Source organism: Bacillus cereus group sp. BfR-BA-01441 (genome assembly GCF_022663075.1).
GTDB lineage: Bacteria > Bacillota > Bacilli > Bacillales > Bacillaceae_G > Bacillus_A > Bacillus_A cereus.
This window is the reverse complement of record NZ_JAKUEU010000094.1, coordinates 1-17,815: the sequence shown is the minus strand read 5'-3', so window position 1 is coordinate 17,815 and position 17,815 is coordinate 1. Positions and strand designations below refer to the sequence as shown.

The following is a 17,815-nucleotide window of genomic DNA, read 5'->3' as shown; positions in this document are numbered from 1 at the left end:
TACAAAATTATCCCATGACCCATATGGAATATACTGCATAGGATTTGGTGTAAATGATGTATACACCTGTAGATGACAACACGGAACTATATGCATTAATATTTCATCTCCTTCAAAATAATAATTCGTTCATGACAATTTATGTATTTTAAATTTAAGTAAAGTAGTAATACTGCCTAATTTTTAAAAATAGTTAAATCCAATTTACTAGAACAAAAATACATTCATGCAATGAGTATATAATTGGGTAAGAGGGGATATTTTATTATTTTAGCCAAGAAGACTCCTTCCTCAAGGAGCGTGAAGGGGCACAGCCCAGTGAGTAGGTGGGAGATGAATTGGCTTCGAACAAGGGATGGCAGGAAGCCATCTTAATTGTTCGACATACAGAAAGTGTTACTCCACTACCTATCGAATATACGTTTGGTGTATAATAGTCATATACCGAAATGGAGGTGAATCAAATAATGATGAATAAAGCCTATAAGTTTCGTATCTATCCAAATCAGGCACAAGCAATTCTAATCAACAAAACGATTGGATGTTCTCGCTTTGTATTCAATCATTTCCTATCCTTATGGGATCAAGCATACAAAGAGACAGGAAAAGGCTTGACCTATGGTACATGCTCTGCCAAACTACCTGCGATGAAGAAAGAGCTTGTTTGGCTCAAAGAAGTGGATAGTATTGCGATTCAGTCGTCTATTCGCAACCTTGCGGATGCTTATACACGCTTTTTTAAAAAACAAAACAGCGCACCGCGCTTTAAATCTAAGAAGAACAACGTACAATCTTATACCACAAAACAAACAAACGAAAACATTGCCGTTGTAGGGAACAAAATAAAGTTGCCGAAACTAGGCCCTGTTCGATTTGCCAAAAGTCGCGAAGTAGAGGGGCGTATTGTAAATGCGACTGTTAGACGGAACCCTTCTGGTAGATATTTTGTGTCACTATTAGTTGAAATAGAAGTACAAGAACTTCCGAAAACACATTCTTATATTGGAATAGATGTAGGACTAAAAGATTTCGCTATTTTGTCGGATGGGACACACTATGAAAATCCGAAGTTTTTCCGATCATTAGAAGATAAGTTGGCGAAAGCACAGCGTGTTCTTTCTAGAAGAATGAAAGGATCTTCTCGCTGGAATAAACAACGAGTAAAGGTAGCTAGAATTCATGAATACATATCAAATACTAGAAAAGATTACTTGGACAAAATTTCAACTGAAATCATCAAAAACCACGATGTTATCGGTATAGAGGATTTGCAAGTATCAAATATGTTAAAGAATCATAAGTTAGCAAAAGTAATTAGTGAGGTATCTTGGTCACAATTTCGATCCATGTTGGAATACAAAGCAAAATGGTATGGCAAACAAGTCATTGTCGTATCGAAAACATTTGCTTCTAGCCAATTATGTTCTTGTTGTGGATATCAAAATAAAGACGTTAAAAATCTAAACCTACGTGAATGGGACTGTCCTTCTTGTTGTACACACCATGATAGGGATATTAACGCAAGTATCAATCTAAAGAATGAAGCGATAAAGCTTCTAACCGCAAGGACTGCGGGGTTAGCCTAATCAATTAGAGTTCGATAGAACTCTTTACTTAGGAATCCCTCACTTCTAAACGAAGTGAAAGTGGGGGTAGTTCAAGGGATTTGAACCAAAAGAAACAGTCTTATAAATTGCTGAAGCGGATAATAACCGCTTAACTAAAACATACTTTGATCCAGGCTGGATTGTATTCAACAGTAGTACTGGGGATAAAAGTGATGTTCTTATATCTAACATTACTGGTACAGTTATGCTAAATTCTGATAAGGGTAATCAAATTAGTTTATCATGCATCCTAAATAACAACATGACCCTCTTGGGGAAGCAGTGTGGAATACGGTTTTTCAGATTCTTTATTTAACTAAAGATGGAGGGTTCCTTACTGAATGGCGGGATATTGTATCATCTGATTGTAGCTTAAAGAATTATCCTGTCAAGCACACGTAGCCTATTCCACGCAATATTATGATGATTTTGGGCAAATTCGTACTTTTATTAATATCTCCTCAACAACTTGGTATCCTTACCCTAGGTAACAAAAATTATTATTCAGATTATAAGAAGAAAGGGTGTCTCAATTTTAAATTATTGGCTTTTATCGCTAAAAATTTAATAAACTGTCATCTAAAAAGAAACTCTAGTTTAGCCAATAATTCATATAGGGTGCAGTTTCTATTTCATTTACAATATTTATTATACATGCTTCTCTGCAGTGTAATAAAAAAGACATTGAACAAATACGTTCAATGTCTTTTTCCCTCTAATATACTTGCCTTGTTTATCTTGTATTTATATACCAAGTAACTGCTTCTTTTTGGCGTTAAACTCATCTTCTGTAATAACACCCATATCGCACAGCTCTTTGAATTTCTTTAATTCGTCTGCTGTTGATATTGGAGCAGATACTTCTTGTGGTTGAGCTTCAGTAGGTTTGCTTTTTAAAGCATCTAGAACTTGATGGATATGATTATTAATGGATTTTGCTGAATCTTTATCTAACGCAACTTTGATCTTTTCTTGCGGAGTATCAATTGTTAGAAAGCCTAACCACATCCCTATTTCAAAAGATATATCATTTATCTTTTCATGATCTACTGCTTTGAATTTTTCACCAGTCATTGTTTTTTGTCCGAACATAATGCGTTTATTAGTTATGGCGTAGGCATAATAACCATCATGCTTTGTTGTAGATTGATAATCGTGCATTCCGATATAAGTCATATGAATTTTTTCGCCATTCATCAAGTTATCTTCTAATACCTTGAAGTGTTTTACACCCCACTTTTCATTAAAGCCAGAACCGAATTTATTATCTATACAGAATTGATACATTCCTTCAGCGCATGACAATGGATCCTCAGCAAGTTTTGCTACCCTTGCATCGATTGTAGCTTTCAATTCTTCGATAGTGTCCGTACTTACACTTACAACACCCAAGCCACCTGCTTTATGAAAGCAATCTGGGCATAGCCATGCATCAGATTTTAGTATTTTATAACGATTTAAACCAACCTTTGTATCACAAATACCACATACTGCCTTTTAAAAAAAAAACATAATTCTTCCTCCAGTTATATATATCGAATAGTAGCAAACAAACTAACATTCTACTAAATATTATAATTTATAAATATAAGTATAACACACCTAAAACACTATAGGATGCCAAACAAAGCCTTAACCTTTGTTTCTCTATAGTTTAAAAGGAAAAAAGACATTGAAACCAACTGTTCAATGTCTTTTTTCTTTTTAAATGTTTGTATACTCAAAGTATAATTTTTCTGGTTTTCCATACATGTTAATTTCATTTTGATATACGACAGCTAATGGCTGAGACATCTCAATGCTTTCCACATAGGATAATGAAGCAGTTGCTTCTATTTTTTCTTTAATCTCATTAGGAATGGCTGAGTAAGATAAGTTATTCATTTTACTTCCTAGTTTAGTATCTGTAGCAGCTTCATAGTAAATTTCGGTAATTAAGACTTCATTATCATCTGGATCATACATGTATCCTCGATTAACTGTAATCATATTATATAACTCCTCTCAAGTTTCATATTCTAATTCCTTGTGCTTTTAGCATTGCAACAAGTACTTTACATATTTAGATTCCCTTGTTCTTCTCTTTCGAATGCCATTATGAATTGATTCTTATTATCTTACCTAATAGTAAAATTTAGTGATTTGCAATAATATAAAGGTTTGATTTTATAGATAGTAAGTTCATAACATTTAACGTTTTAATTAATTTTTTCTTTTGAAAGTTTTAAATGATTTCCCCTATTGATAATGTTGGCTTATCTAAAGTAATTGCATGTTCATATTTCATCATAAATATCCTCTTTTCTAAATGAAAATCACGAAACATGTGCGTTTTATCCATATTTTTTTATGCTATACTCTGTAAAAATTCATATAATCTCTCCCCTAAATTAAACAAAAAGCACAAAATTTGTGCTTTCTCATTTAGCATATTTTTAGTCCTAAAGGTTTATGTATAAATGATTCCTAACTTGAAGACAACACAAAAAGGACTTCTTCAAGTCGATTAAAACGTGCATAGCAAAATAAGCTATATATACACTAATCGGCTCAAAGAAGCCCTTTCATAATTGAAACAAAAATATAACTTGTTTCTAAAACTCAACCACAACACATAGGGCGTGGGAATAGACGGAATCAATTAAACAATAAATATAGATTTATATTAAACCATTTTTATATTATATTCAATTGTTTTCAATAGAACAGGGATAAGAAGGAAGTTTATATGCAGATCCCACATGTATCGTATAATAATGCCCCTGATTCCCCTGCTATAAATCCCCTCTTATATTCAGGCCCTGGTGTTACTTCATGTACTGTATTTCAAAATATAGTTTTTCGGGCTTTTGATTTTGAACTAAATAACAAAGTATTTCCTTAATATTTTTTTCTTCTACTTCAACATTTTCCATATAGGTCATACTTTCGTTTTCCTGGACCTTTTCAAAAATAGCAATAGGTACTTTAACTGGATCAAATATCCCCATTTTACTGCCTAACTTTTTTTCTGATGTACCATCATAGAAAATTTCATTTACTATTACCTCATTATTATCAGGATCGTACATGTACCCTCTTTGTATACGTAGCAATATAGTACTCCTTTCTTGTATATTCCTTCAATGAAATAACTATATTTGTATATAATGTTATTTTATTAACAGGTGTCAAAGAATATTATTTCGCAAAATCCTTGCTTTGTATAGAGGTAGATACAGGATTATTAATTTTGTTAAGTTTTTTTGAATATTCCAAGCTAATTATAAAATAAACAAGCCACCCTTGAAGCGAAAGCTTGTAAGGTGGCTTAGTTTTCTATAAATAGCTTTGTATCTAATTGTTTAATCTCCCCTTCTGCAAGAGGTTGATAAAAAGCGTGTTGTAATCCTTGAAAATGTAAAGATTCCCCTATGCATAACAATACTTTACCAGGAATTAAATCAAGTAATAGTTCATTATTAATTTTCTTTGCTTGTTTTTTAGTAGAAACATAAATAACTAAGATTGTAGGGTTATTCCCTAAGTCCTGCATAATAACATCTTTTCCTGACTCTACAAAAGTCTGCCATCTAGCAAGTATTCGCTTTAATCGATCCTTTTGATCAGATAATAAGGTGGAGTATACAACAAAGTTAAATTTACGTTCTTTTCCTCCATTTACTATAAAACTTAAAGAAGGGGTAAAAACCCCTTTACTAATAGATGGATGCATAATATGACCTAAAAATGAAGGAGCGTAGCGTAAATGACAAAGTAGGTCTATGTCATGCCAATAACGTAGATGAACATATTTACCATGATTGTCAAGACGCTCTGGGGCAAAGAAGAACATATTCCCTTGCCAGTATTTTAGTAGTTTAAATCCATTATTGGATAAGGTATATGTTTCTTCAAAGATTTCCATATCAAAAATTTCTACTTGCCATTTTTCTATAAATTGATAGTAAAGTAATCCTTGAAGTGCATTATTAATTTTCTTCCGTGAAAATTTATTCTTGAATAGATATAATAAATGATTAAACCGAACAGATGTATGAACACCAATGAAATTGAGTATAGCATATTGTTCCTCTGTTAAAAGCTGCTTAAACTTAACTAATTCGTCATAAGAGTGGAATACATAGGTTTTATCCAAATCATGTATCCGATATATTTGAAGTCCTTGTACATCCTCACTTGATAAATGAGGAATAGAAGGAATATAAGTAGACATTTGTTTTTCTCTTGTACGCATAATCATCCATTAAAATTGGTAAATTGATGAATTAGATTTTTTACTTTGGCCTTGCGGATAATTTAGGATACGTACAGTTCCTCTTCTATTTTTAGCATCAATATTAAGCAGCTCACATGTAACAATTGTTTGGTTTATTGCGTCATCCATGGTTGGATTTGCCAGATTACGACCCTTTAGCCCTTTAAACTGAATACCTGGTGCAACTTCTACGAAAATCCCAGCAATAGCATCTACACCTACAATTTTACCTACAAAGCGGTCACGTCGTTTGTTTAATTCTAATAGTTTTTCCATTGGATCCGTTTCTAGTTTCTTTTTATTTCCTCTAAACTCATAGCGCCCATTCTTTTCCACTACTTTATCGATGATAAGCTCTACAACATCACCAATAATAATATCCGTCGAGCGGACGAATGAATGAGACCATTGCGAGTATCTTACTCCAACTGTTACACCATGAACTTCAACCAGAATAGTTTGTGCAGATGGAATATGTCCAGAAACCGTTCCTGTGTATACTTTAATCCCCTCTTGTTCTACTATTTCTTCATATAATTTTCTTTGCAGTGCAAGTTCTCCTGCCGTGATAGATACAACAGCAAAGTTCCCCTCCTCAGTTTTTTGGAAATGCTCAATAATAACAGGTTTTGTTCTACCTATCAGCCATTGAGGATTTTTAGGTATATTTATACCTGCCTCTGTAATTGGACAATATGCTGTCGTATGAGTACCAATTTGCATTGTGAGTACTTGTATCCGCTCAGATGTCCCGTTTTTAGTTGGGAATAATTTTTCAGATACTACAGTAATTAAGCCTTTCCCTACAGTACGTTCACGTTTCATACGAGCTAATTCTTCCAATTCATGTTCACGTATTCGTTCAAATTGATTGAAAGTTGTTTCTATAAAGGTTGCCTCTAGCGTGCTATCAGGTTCAAATACCATCCCTAGCTCTTTTGTAATATGAGTATTTACTTTATCTTCTACCATTATATTTTCCTCCTAGAACGTAAAAAAGGACACACCTGTACCGTTGGAATGGTACGTAAGGTGTGTCCTTCACGTAAGTCATGTTTTATTTGTATAATTATTAATTAAAATATAACGTTTTTATATGAATTGTGCAAGTTTTATTTTTTGAAAAGGGAAAAGTTAAAATACTATATCTAACCTTTTCTCCTATTTTAAGCTAGCTTTTTCCTGAAAATAAAATCTTGAATAAAAAGTTTTTTAGGTTTCTATAGGTATTAATCAAAAAAATCATCTAATTCCTTACTCATTACATTAGATGTATTTTTCTTTTGTTGCTGGTTTTTGTTAAATAGTGAAATTGTATTGTTATACTTATTTTTTTGTTTGGCTTTTAAGCCCTTTTGGCATTCTTTATAGCTCATATGTTTATATGCAGGCTGCTCTTCATTATTTCTAGTGTTCTCTACCAAATTCTTTTCTAAGTTTTGATGAACAGTAATGCTAATAGATTCGTAAACTTTTGCAACCTCTTCATCGAGTTTATTTTCTTTAGTGGGATTAACTGTTTTTGTAGCTGGTTTCAAATTAGTTTTCATATCTATTTTTGCTTCCTCTAATACTGTAGTTATAAGTCCCTCTGTTAGAAGCTTTTTTTGCAATGGATCAGTCTCAACAGGAATTCCTAAATGAATTGGGTAATCTATATCCCTTTTTGGTTCCAACATAGTATTAGATACCTCTTTCTTCCGTTCTGCTAGCTCCATATTTTTTTTAGGACTTACAATTTCCATATGTGTCTCCTTTGTTATATTCGGCAGCTCGCCATTCCGTTGTAGGGCATCTTGTAATCTTGAAGCACGTGTATAATCGATTTTAAATGCGTTCTGTAGTGCATGTATAGAAGCATTCCCTGATTCCTTAACAAAGGCTACTACATCATCATATAGGATGTCTTTAAAGAAGCCTGTTTCCTCTTGCTTTGCTTCTGTCTCTTCGTTTGGAATGCTATTTTCTCGTGAAGTCGTATTATCTAAATCTGTATTAGATGAAAGAGTAGTATTGATTTGAGAATCCTTTGATAATATTGACGTACTATTATTTTTTGAAATTAAAACTTTACGAGGGCTATTCCCAGTGTAAGTGCTCACAACCTGATTGTGTTCTAACTTCTCAATAAATTGTACAGCCTTTATATGGCTGATTCTGAATTTTCTTTGCAAAAGAGATGGCGAGATTTGTTGTGATTCGATCACAAATGCCTTAATTTCTTCATACAACTTATTTTCAGTTTCTTCAATAACATGTCCCTGTTGACTGACATCCGTAGAATAATCAGGAAAAGTTACATTTTCTACGGTGTTTGTTTCATATTCGGACTTGTGTTCTTTATAATTTTCTAACTCTACAACATGTTGGTTCTTATTGTTTGTTTCTATGGAATTATTTTGGCCTATTTTATCACCATGCATAGGTGGAAATGATTCTATCTGTTTTATATTATTTACATCTACATGTTTCATAGGATTTGATTTTGCGATAGATTCTTCAATGAGTCGAAGACGTTCGTTTTCCCAATATTGTCCAGACTTAATCTCTACTTGAATGATTGCTTGAGCAAATTCTTCTTTGGGTACAAAGTTACTAGTAATTTGTTGTACAGGTTGTACATGATTGTCTTGTACAATACGTGCAGCACAAATGAAGGCACCTTGTGCCATGATATCTCCTGGTGACATAACGACTTCTTTTAATTTTTGATATGTCGAACCTAAGCGACTAACGGGATTCTCTTGCATAGGAGAAATCCCTTGTTCAGATTCGGATTCTTTAAATTCCTCTGTTTCACCAAACATGTCAGAGAAAATTTTTGCATCATATGGTGTTACATCACCAAATATCATCTTGTTACGGAACGAACCTAGTAAAGTAAACATATACTGCTCTGTGAAATCCAAAGCTAATTGAGATAGTGTTTGACTTGCAATTGTCAGAATGACTTTATATTTACGAGATTGTGCAGGGAACTCTTTGAACGGGCGCACAACATAATCAGGGAATTCATCCACAATAATATGATGGTATGGTGAAATATTTGGTTCTCTTCGGAATACAGCATTTTGCATACTTAGTAATACGAATTTTCCTAGTACATTAGAAAGATCTGCAAGTTCTCCTTTGGCTGTATTTACTAGTAAAATACCACCTTGCTCTAGGTGAACATCAAAATCAAAATCTGATTTTCCAAATAAAACACGTCGTATTAAAACATTTGAGGCTAAATCTTTTAAGATGTTACGCAAACCTTTTACATATTCTTCTTCCCGGTCATAATGCATTGGTTTTCCACGATATTTTCCAGATTTATAAACGGCCGTTTCCCCTTGGAAACCCATTTTTTCACGAATGGTATTATCGAACCATTCATCGATACCTTTTATAATCTTATATTCGTTTTTCTGGTCACGTGAAGCAACACCACTTTGAACAAAATCATATAATTTTTCTACCTGTACTTTTAATAGTTTGTGCATACGGTGTACACGTTCTACATCGTCGTACATATCTATTAAGTCATCAAAGGTCACATCTTTTTGTGGGTTATGTAGTTTTAATAAATAAATATGTTGCTTAAGGTGGTTCCGTTGGGCTTGTTCAAAGAATGCATTATTAGATTCCGACAAACCCTGGATAACCATTGCAAAAACCTCTGCTACCTTATCAACTGGTCCACGTAAAATATTAATGTTTTTGGTATCAGGATTTGTGGGATCGATATAATAAATTGAACTTTCAGGAATTTTGTGTGCTTGTACTAACTTAAATACCTTTTGACATAAATCATTACTCGGTTCAATAACAGTTATCCCATTTAAAAATGTTCCTTTTACTTCTTCTGTATCATAATTATTCTTTTTATACGTATTTTCAAACTTATTAATAAAACGTACCATCCAGTGTAAATCTTGATTAATCATTGGAATAATTAAACTAGATGTCTTACCAGATCCAATAGGACCAATAATAATTCCATTTAGGGTTCTATCTTTCCCTTTGATTCGAATCATTTCTTTGTGCTTAATATGAGGCCCTATCTCAACATCAGGGTATATTTGTTCCTCTTGGCTATTAAACCACTTTTGCAACTTATGATTTTTATATTCGTATTTTTGTACCCACTTTAAGATTTCTTCTCTGTAACGGACAATATGGCCACTATACCAAAGACTAAACAAAATCATAAATACGGTCGGTAAGAATACAAATATCATGGTGAGTGTATGGAAATTTCCTGTTAATACATCCCCTATTGCTTGATACTCACCAAAATTAACATGTTTTGCTTTATTCATAAGATAAGGAATAACTTTCGCATGGATAGGAGTAGTTGCAAACCATAAAAACTGAATATCTACTGCAATATGAGAAGCAATTAAAATTAATAACTTGCCATTTTGAAATTGTAAAGCTGGGATACGGCTGTAGAACCTAAAACTAAATTCTCCTAATAGCAAAGAGAAGAACATTAAAAATAGTGGTACATATGTAATTTCTATAGGATAAGACGGTGGTTCAAATGCATAGTAGAGTAACTGTATGTAGTTTGCTACACCAAATCCAAATGAAAGGATAAATCCGCTAATTAAGGCGATTGTAGTGTATAATGGTAATCTTTGCTTAGATGTCTCCATAAAGGTTCACCTACTTTTTAAAGATATAGTTGAGCTTTATGGTGTAATGTAAAACGATTATGAAGTTCTGGCTTGAATTGTTCCTTTGATTTTTTTAGAAAGAACTTCGCTGCATCTTCAGTTTGTTTTAAATATAAGTCAATACTATCTCCTTCACATAATTGGTTATATTCTTCTTGAGAAAGTACGGCAATATTTATCTCTAGTTTGTTATTCGTTGCAGTTTCAATTATTACATCGTACCAATAATAATTAGGCTTTCCTGGGATTTTGATATCTTGTAGGGAAACGCAAAATTTAGCTCCCCCTTCTGTAATATGTTTAAGGACTAGTTCTGGAGTTTTAAATGCTTCTCTTGCTGAGAGCACTCCCCCAGTAGTTGTTGCAAATTGTAAGTTCATTGTCATTTTCCACTTCCACCTTTCTCCATACAAAAAAAGGCAAGCGACACCCACTGTAAAAACAGCGTGTGTCGCTTGCCTTAATTTCATATGTTCTGATTTGATTGTAGTTTTGAGTGTTTAGTTCAAGCATTATTCTATCACCTTAAATAATAAAAATCAATAAAATTATATAAGAGTATATAAAAAATAAACGATTAATATAATTCTACAAGTTTACGTCTTTTCGGATTAACGTTATTTGCAGCATGTACCATGATCTGTTCATCGGTTGCTATATTTGTATTTTGAATGGATAGAAGTAGTACATTATCATAAGTATCCATCAGTAGAATATCCCTAGGATTTTCACGTTTAGGATAGATAACTACAAGCGGAACGCCTTCATCTCCATCCCTTCTTGAAAACACGACATCATCTAATCTTGCAATCATTCGGTAATCATTTTCATTTCCAAAAATAAAAAAGAAATCTTGAATAGAATCTTTATCTCTCCTGTATGTTCGTCGAAGGCCACCATCTATTGATTCTTTAAACGTTTGAATTTTTTCGACAAATGTGTAACGCCAATTGACATCTCCTATCGTACGTTGAGATAAAGGAAAAAGAATATCTTGTTCCAAGTTTTGATTATCGTCTGTTCCTAGAATGATATCTGAAATAACATCTCCAGCATCTTTCAATGAGCAAATGTGTACATTTAGATTTGATATATTCATTAATAGTTCATGATACTTCCGCATAGAAAATAATAGATTTTTCATACGTACGTATGGCGGTTCTGCATCTTCTGCAAGGAACATTGATTTGTCGTACATAACAAAGACAACCGTTACATCTTCATTTGTTTTTTTTGTATATTCTATGTACTTCTCAACTTTTTCAACTAAGGTAGAATTGGTTTCTTTACACATATCCATCTCAATATGGATATTTTTATCTTGATATGAAATATGTTCATCAGGAATCAAGGCCAATTGGTTGTCCTCAATTTTCACATTTTTTTTCTGGTAAAAAGAACGAATATCCAATTCATATAATATTTCATTGGTTTGTGTCTTCTTTGTAGTCGCTAAAAGAGTACGGATCATGACCTCACGTGAACACATTGTGTGAAAAGAAGTTGCTCTTGAGTAACGTCTTTTTGAACTTTTTTCAGAAATTCTTCCTATTTCCATTAAGAATTCAATTGTCTTTTCTTTTAAGGAAAATAAAGCACGTTTCGTAATACTGTCAGCCTTTTTATCTATTCTTTTAGTTAGCATAGCTCCATATTGTGAGTAACGGTCAAGCTTTGTAAATATGCTAGCTTCAGAACATTCTCTTCCCTCAAATGCACTATATAACTGAGTGATTTGTCTTGTTGTAAGTGCTCTTTTGTAATATAAAACTGTAAAGACAAATATGTCAGCTTCTTTTAAGTGAAAATGTTTTTTGGTACCTGATCTTCTATATTTATACACTTTTCCGGACAATACATACACCTCTTATATTGAATTAAACTTAAATTAAATACTTATTATTTTTAATATACTATTACATTGATGTGATAGTTGTAAAACAAGAAAAAATGAATAAGAGATTTTTAATCTTTAGAGATACCTCATTTTGTACATCGAAGTTGAGATGATAACTACTCTTATAAATCTCTTATAAATTATTGATTTATAAGGCTCTATTAAATCCTTTGTTTTGTTAGGACGAGCTACTACTAGACACCTAACAATAGTTATAATGGAATTCCATTTATAAAATAATGTTATGACGTCCTAACATTTATTAGATAGTAAAAATATAATTTTAATTGATTAAAATTATTCAAGAATTATAAAAAGGCTTATTGATACTAAAGAGTAATTTTCTCTATCTTTAACTCGAAATTCAACTTTTTATATGTGATGAAGCGCTCTTTCAGAATTCTGATATTGGCTCAATTTAAAATTCCAACTTTTTCTTTTAGTTGTTTTTTATTGTATAGAATCATGAATTCACTAAGATAAATATTATTAATTGTTTCTACCAAATCAAAAATAAGTTAGAAATATGTCTACAGGTACTTAACATATAGATTTTAGTCACTTGAACTACTTCCCCTTTTGCTTCGTTGAAAAGGAGTAATCCTAACTGAAATGATAAAATTAACCAATTGTTAATTTTATGTAAGGTTATAATTGCTATCATCATTCCTACTACATTACAAAAGTTTTTATTGTAATGTAAATATCACTTTGATGTTAATAAGATGAGATCTCACTATTAATAATCTAGCTTGAAGAAATGTTTATTTTTCATAGTAGTGATGTGATTGTTAGCCTACTACTTTTAGAATGTCACAGTTGATTTATCTTAGTATTCTCTTTTTAATATGTTGAATATTGAGGGTATTGATGCTGTTTATATGAAATTAACAACCTCTTCTACCGGTTTTCAAGGAATGAATGAAATTGACAAGGAATTGAATTCAAATGAGGAACAGAGGGTAATTTTTCTTATAACATATATAATAATGTGAACTAACAAGTACTAAGTGAAGAACAGTGCATTAACATAACATTAACAATGAGCGGTCTTTTAAGTAATAAATCCTGTTAAAACAGCTAGTTAATAAAGCAAACCTTAGTGTGAATTGCTATAAAAACGTCTTGAAATCTCCCTAGTAATATAAATACACACGACCAATATAAGATGTTAGAAAATTACGGAAAATGAAGGTGGATTATGTAAGCTGTACATATACGTTTTATATAAAAGTTGTATATAAGAGTCTTATATACAACTTTTATATTAATTGGATAATAAGATTTTTGTTTTGATATTGATATAAAAGCATTTTCTTATACATCGTATATATAAAACTTATATATACGATGTATAAGTTTTTCTTGGATTTTTATATTGGGAAAATAGGCGGTTTTTAATCATTTTTTTGAAATTTTAATCTGGATTTTTTAATGATCTTTGTTGAAATGTAAATCACATGAAGTTTAAGATTGATATAACATGTATACGCATTATATATACGTCGTACATTTAAACCCTTATAAAATATAGATTAATTCTAATTTTATCTTTATAAAACTTATATATAAGTCCTATATATAAGTTTTATTTATAATGACTTGATATACGACGTGTAATGATGTACTATGTTTCTAGGAATAATTAACCAGTGTTTTAAGGGGGGGACAACTTGAACGAAGTTTTAAGTGAAAAATATCAAACAATCAAGTTTGCAGATGAAGTAGTAAACATGTTTGCTGATATACTTGAACAAGATGAGATACTCTATAGTGTATTTCTATACATAGGAAACATAGTAAATAAACAATTTCAAGAGACGAAGTACATGAGGGGCATATCTATTAATGAAATAGTGGAAAATGTAGTTATTGATAGGAGAGTAAAGAAAAAAAAGGGAAAATCCTATTCATTAGAGGTTGAACGTACGAATATATCTAGACGTTCAGCTGAAATAAGTGTAAGTACGCTATCATCAATGTCTTTAATCTATGAAAAAACCATGCACCCATATAAATTTTTGATCTCAACTTATAGAGGGCAACAAGTACTGATTGAGTTAGGGAAAAGAAAAAAGATAAATAAGGAGAGATAAAATAATGGCAAAAAACTTCTTAAAGAATGAAGTGGCAGTTAAAATGACGATGGTCGGTTTTGGTCAAGCTGGTACTAGAATGGTAGATAAATTTGCGGAATATACACATACAGATGGTACAGCAGTATATAATTGCTTAGCACTAAATAGTAATGATGGAGATCTAGCTGAATTAAAAAATGTACCAAAGAGTAATCAAGTTTCACTGAAATTAGGTGGTTTAGGTAAGAATCCTGAGCGTGCAGTAAAAGTCCTTGATTCAAATGAGGAAGCAAAAGAAAAGCTAAAAGAATTTATTACTGAACGTGTAAGACCTTCGGATGAACTTGTTTTATTTTTTGCAGGTTTAGGTGGAGGAACTGGAACTTCTACAATCATTAAGGCTATTGAAGAGTTTTCGGCTTTTCATAACAAGCCAGTAATCAGACAAGAATTACAAAAAGTTGCGCAGCTATATCCAATGGCTGAGATCAAGGCGAATCAAGCAAAGTTTGCGAGAATAGCTTTTGAAAATGCTATTGAGCGCAAAGACTTTATTAAAATGGGGATTGTTGTAACTCTTCCTGTCCGAGCAGATGGGCCTGATGTATTACGACAAGTAAATAAATTTTCACAGGAAATTTGGAAATTAGCCAATGATAAGTCAAAAGGTGTGGCATTTGTAGTATTTGCTGATAACCAGCATTTTTACGATGAATTTAAGGAATTAAATGAAAATGAGAAAAAAGGTGTCGCTAATTCACGAGATTATGCAAATCAACGTATTAGTGAAATTATTCATGAGTTAAATACCGCTGCTAATGGATCTGGTACATCTGTAATACTGGATTCTCAAGACTTTAAACGTATTTTACTTGAGAAAACGGGCTGTTTAGTAATTAATAAGGTTTCACGTAATATGAATCAAATAGAAAATAGCCATGCAATTATAGAAATGTTTCAAGAATCATTAAGAGGAAGCTCTTTCCATCCCCCAATTGATTTGATGAAGAAGAACGATGATGGCTCTGTTGAAGCATCAAAAGTACATCATTTTGGTATGCTTGCTATCCTAGATGAGCAAAAGAATATTAATGATTCCTTTATGGATGACGCTAAGGTAGAAGTTTCAAATAATTTACCTATAAATGGAACAGTCTTTAATGGATATTTGGTAAGTAAGAATGATTTCTTAGGAAGTGTATATACGTTCTATAAAACTGATGCATTACCATCGAGATTATCTAAAGGTTTAGTTGAAGAATTTAATGAGTTTAAAGAAAGACAAAGCCAAATTCAGTATAAAAAGTCTCAAATTAGTACGATTGAAAGTATAGATGAGGATGAGGATTTAGGTTTTGCATTTGGAGATTTTATCGATATGGGTAGTGACGAAGAAAATAATAATGCTGGAGCAAATGAAGATGAAGATCTAGCAGATTTTCTAGATCCAGATAAGATGTTTGGTACTACAAAATAATAAAAAAGTCTGGACTAAGTTCCAGACTTTTTTATTATTCTACTGAATTCATAAGAGATTTTATATGCTCAATAATATTATCTTGTATGTACTGCTCTATGAAGAGTTGTTTTTTACTCAAATCTTCCTCTTTTTTAAACCAGCCTGCTTTTCTAGTACGCTCTTCCTCAGGTTTATTATTCCATAAGCTCTCTGCTTGTTTTCTTAATTCCTGGCGTGCTCTATGCTCAATAATAAAATTATCAAGCCTATCTTGGCGTTGGCGTAATTTTAGCGCTTCTATATCTTCTGGTTGTGGTAACTGTTTTAATATACTCTCTACCTTCTCTTCATAATGAGATTCAATATGTTTTATTTTTTCTTCTAACTGTTTAGTTACCATTTTTTCAATAATTTCTGCAGTAGCTTGAAGGTTTAATTCAGTGGATACCTCATTTGTTTGATGTTCTGGTGACACTGGTCTTAAATCAAACTGGTGTGGTAAAAGGTCAATAATCGCATCTAAAGACCATTTCTCATCCCTTTTCTGCTTTATAAATAGAGCAATTTCAAGGTCTAAAGCATTATAGAGTTTTTCATTTGTATTTTGAGTTCTTAAAGTTTCATGAAGTCCCTTTTCTTCTAGGATATTGAACCAATTATAAACTGTATTATGATGACGTCCTACTAGTTTTGAGAATTCTGTTATCCGCCATGCTTTTTCGAAAACATTATCATCTAATATATCATCATCGTTAATTTGATGGTCTTGTTTTTCATTTTTTTGCTCAATCATTGTAACTACCTCCTCAAAAATCAACTCATAAACAACTAATTATAATTAACATGTGAGCTGAAATTAACATGTTAACTAGTATTTCGATAATATTTGTAAAAATTCCTACCAATCCAGTGAATTACATGAAATATGAAATTAACATGTAAACATATACTTGTTAACAAAACATTAACGTTTGGTATAAAATCCAGTTGAATTAGTAACTTTATTACCAATTATACATTTCAAATTGGTAATGTTTTGTTAATGGGAATATATATATTATGTTAGTAGCACTACTGATAGTTGCTATGAGATTAACAAATTAGGCTACTTAATATTAATGATAAGGAAATAAAGCTATTTTGTAAATAAGTTATAAGGATATAATCCAGGTATATAACGGAAAATACACATAGTAACGTCCAAAATGTAATTATCATGTATAAAAACTAGTAAAAAGTAAAATAATATTAATGTAGATTTAGTATTGTTCAATAAACAAAACAGTATGTAAGGATATAGGAGCACAATCATAATATTTTGAAGAGGTTCGCTCCTATTCCCCATTCACTTGCTACGGATCTACTTATGTGTATTAATTTAGTATAGAATGTACAATTTAAGTTGTATATTGCATGTCATGATAGAAATTTATATAGTCAGTATCAACAAAATGAACTTTATCGGTATTTAAGGACAAACTGAGCCTGCGAATTGACATTGATATAAAAGGTGACATTGACATGAAACCAACACTAAAACATTCTTCTAACAACACACAAGCCCCTATTGTTAATGTTTTGTTAACTATAATGAGTATATTAACCCTATGTTTACATGTTGATCTAAAAAGATTACCCTTTAACATGAAATGTGAATAGTAAACGAAGGGTTTTATGAGGAATTTTAAGGAAGTTTTTAAGATACTAAAGTTTGACTTAGAATAATCCTGGTGGTGTGTTTTTGTAGATATCCGATCTCTAGTACATGCTTGCATATAATAATAAGATCATAAATAAGATGATGAGATTGATATGTTAACCAAACTTAGTTAAGTATACTTCGAATATCCAT

Annotated in this window: 12 protein-coding genes; 3 read left to right on the top strand and 9 right to left on the bottom strand. The window is 31.7% G+C overall.

Annotation, left to right across the window (positions count from 1 at the left end; all coding sequences use genetic code 11):
* Positions 1–467: 467 nt before the first annotated feature.
* Complete coding sequence (gene tnpB / locus MR107_RS25575) at positions 468–1,586, top strand: IS200/IS605 family element RNA-guided endonuclease TnpB (protein WP_242292868.1); 1,119 nt, start codon at positions 468–470, stop codon at positions 1,584–1,586.
* 765 nt (positions 1,587–2,351) lie between these two features.
* On the opposite strand, the gene MR107_RS31755 is transcribed toward tnpB, so the two are convergent.
* The 8 genes from MR107_RS31755 to MR107_RS25535 form a co-directional block, all read right to left on the bottom strand.
* A complete protein-coding gene (locus tag MR107_RS31755) occupies positions 2,352–3,089 on the bottom strand; it encodes a PH domain-containing protein (RefSeq protein ID WP_242292869.1) in 738 nt (245 codons plus the stop codon).
* A 222-nt stretch (positions 3,090–3,311) separates the two neighbouring features.
* Positions 3,312–3,596, bottom strand: coding sequence for a hypothetical protein (locus MR107_RS25565; protein ID WP_000633813.1), 285 nt, complete (start codon positions 3,594–3,596; stop codon positions 3,312–3,314).
* Positions 3,597–4,414: 818 nt separating this feature from the next.
* Entirely contained in the window at positions 4,415–4,702 is a 288-nt protein-coding gene (locus MR107_RS25560) for a hypothetical protein (protein WP_002183131.1), read from the bottom strand.
* Between the two features lie 215 nt (positions 4,703–4,917).
* On the bottom strand, positions 4,918–5,844 hold the full coding sequence (locus MR107_RS25555) for a hypothetical protein (protein WP_002183132.1): 927 nt from the start codon (positions 5,842–5,844) through the stop codon (positions 4,918–4,920).
* A gap of 9 nt (positions 5,845–5,853) precedes the next feature.
* On the bottom strand, positions 5,854–6,837 hold the full coding sequence (locus MR107_RS25550) for an RNA-binding protein (RefSeq protein ID WP_242292867.1): 984 nt from the start codon (positions 6,835–6,837) through the stop codon (positions 5,854–5,856).
* 257 nt (positions 6,838–7,094) lie between these two features.
* Positions 7,095–10,508, bottom strand: coding sequence for a DNA translocase FtsK (locus MR107_RS25545; protein ID WP_149216792.1), 3,414 nt, complete (start codon positions 10,506–10,508; stop codon positions 7,095–7,097).
* Positions 10,509–10,525: 17 nt separating this feature from the next.
* Positions 10,526–10,999, bottom strand: a complete 474-nt coding sequence (locus tag MR107_RS25540; protein WP_242292866.1) for a hypothetical protein — start codon at positions 10,997–10,999, stop codon at positions 10,526–10,528.
* A gap of 107 nt (positions 11,000–11,106) precedes the next feature.
* Positions 11,107–12,384, bottom strand: coding sequence for a replication-relaxation family protein (locus MR107_RS25535; RefSeq protein ID WP_000015595.1), 1,278 nt, complete (start codon positions 12,382–12,384; stop codon positions 11,107–11,109).
* Positions 12,385–14,099: 1,715 nt separating this feature from the next.
* On the opposite strand from MR107_RS25535, the gene MR107_RS25530 reads away from it, so the two are divergent.
* Positions 14,100–14,522 carry a hypothetical protein gene (locus MR107_RS25530; protein WP_001006726.1) on the top strand — a complete coding sequence of 141 codons (423 nt, stop codon included), beginning with the start codon at positions 14,100–14,102 and terminating at the stop codon, positions 14,520–14,522.
* 4 nt (positions 14,523–14,526) lie between these two features.
* Positions 14,527–15,981 (top strand): FtsZ/tubulin family protein, encoded by a 1,455-nt coding sequence (locus tag MR107_RS25525; RefSeq protein ID WP_001097029.1) that lies wholly within the window; start codon positions 14,527–14,529, stop codon positions 15,979–15,981.
* Between the two features lie 34 nt (positions 15,982–16,015).
* Here the strand turns inward: MR107_RS25525 and MR107_RS25520 are convergent, their stop codons facing one another.
* A complete protein-coding gene (locus MR107_RS25520) occupies positions 16,016–16,756 on the bottom strand; it encodes a MerR family transcriptional regulator (protein ID WP_065705194.1) in 741 nt (246 codons plus the stop codon).
* Positions 16,757–17,815 lie beyond the last annotated feature (1,059 nt).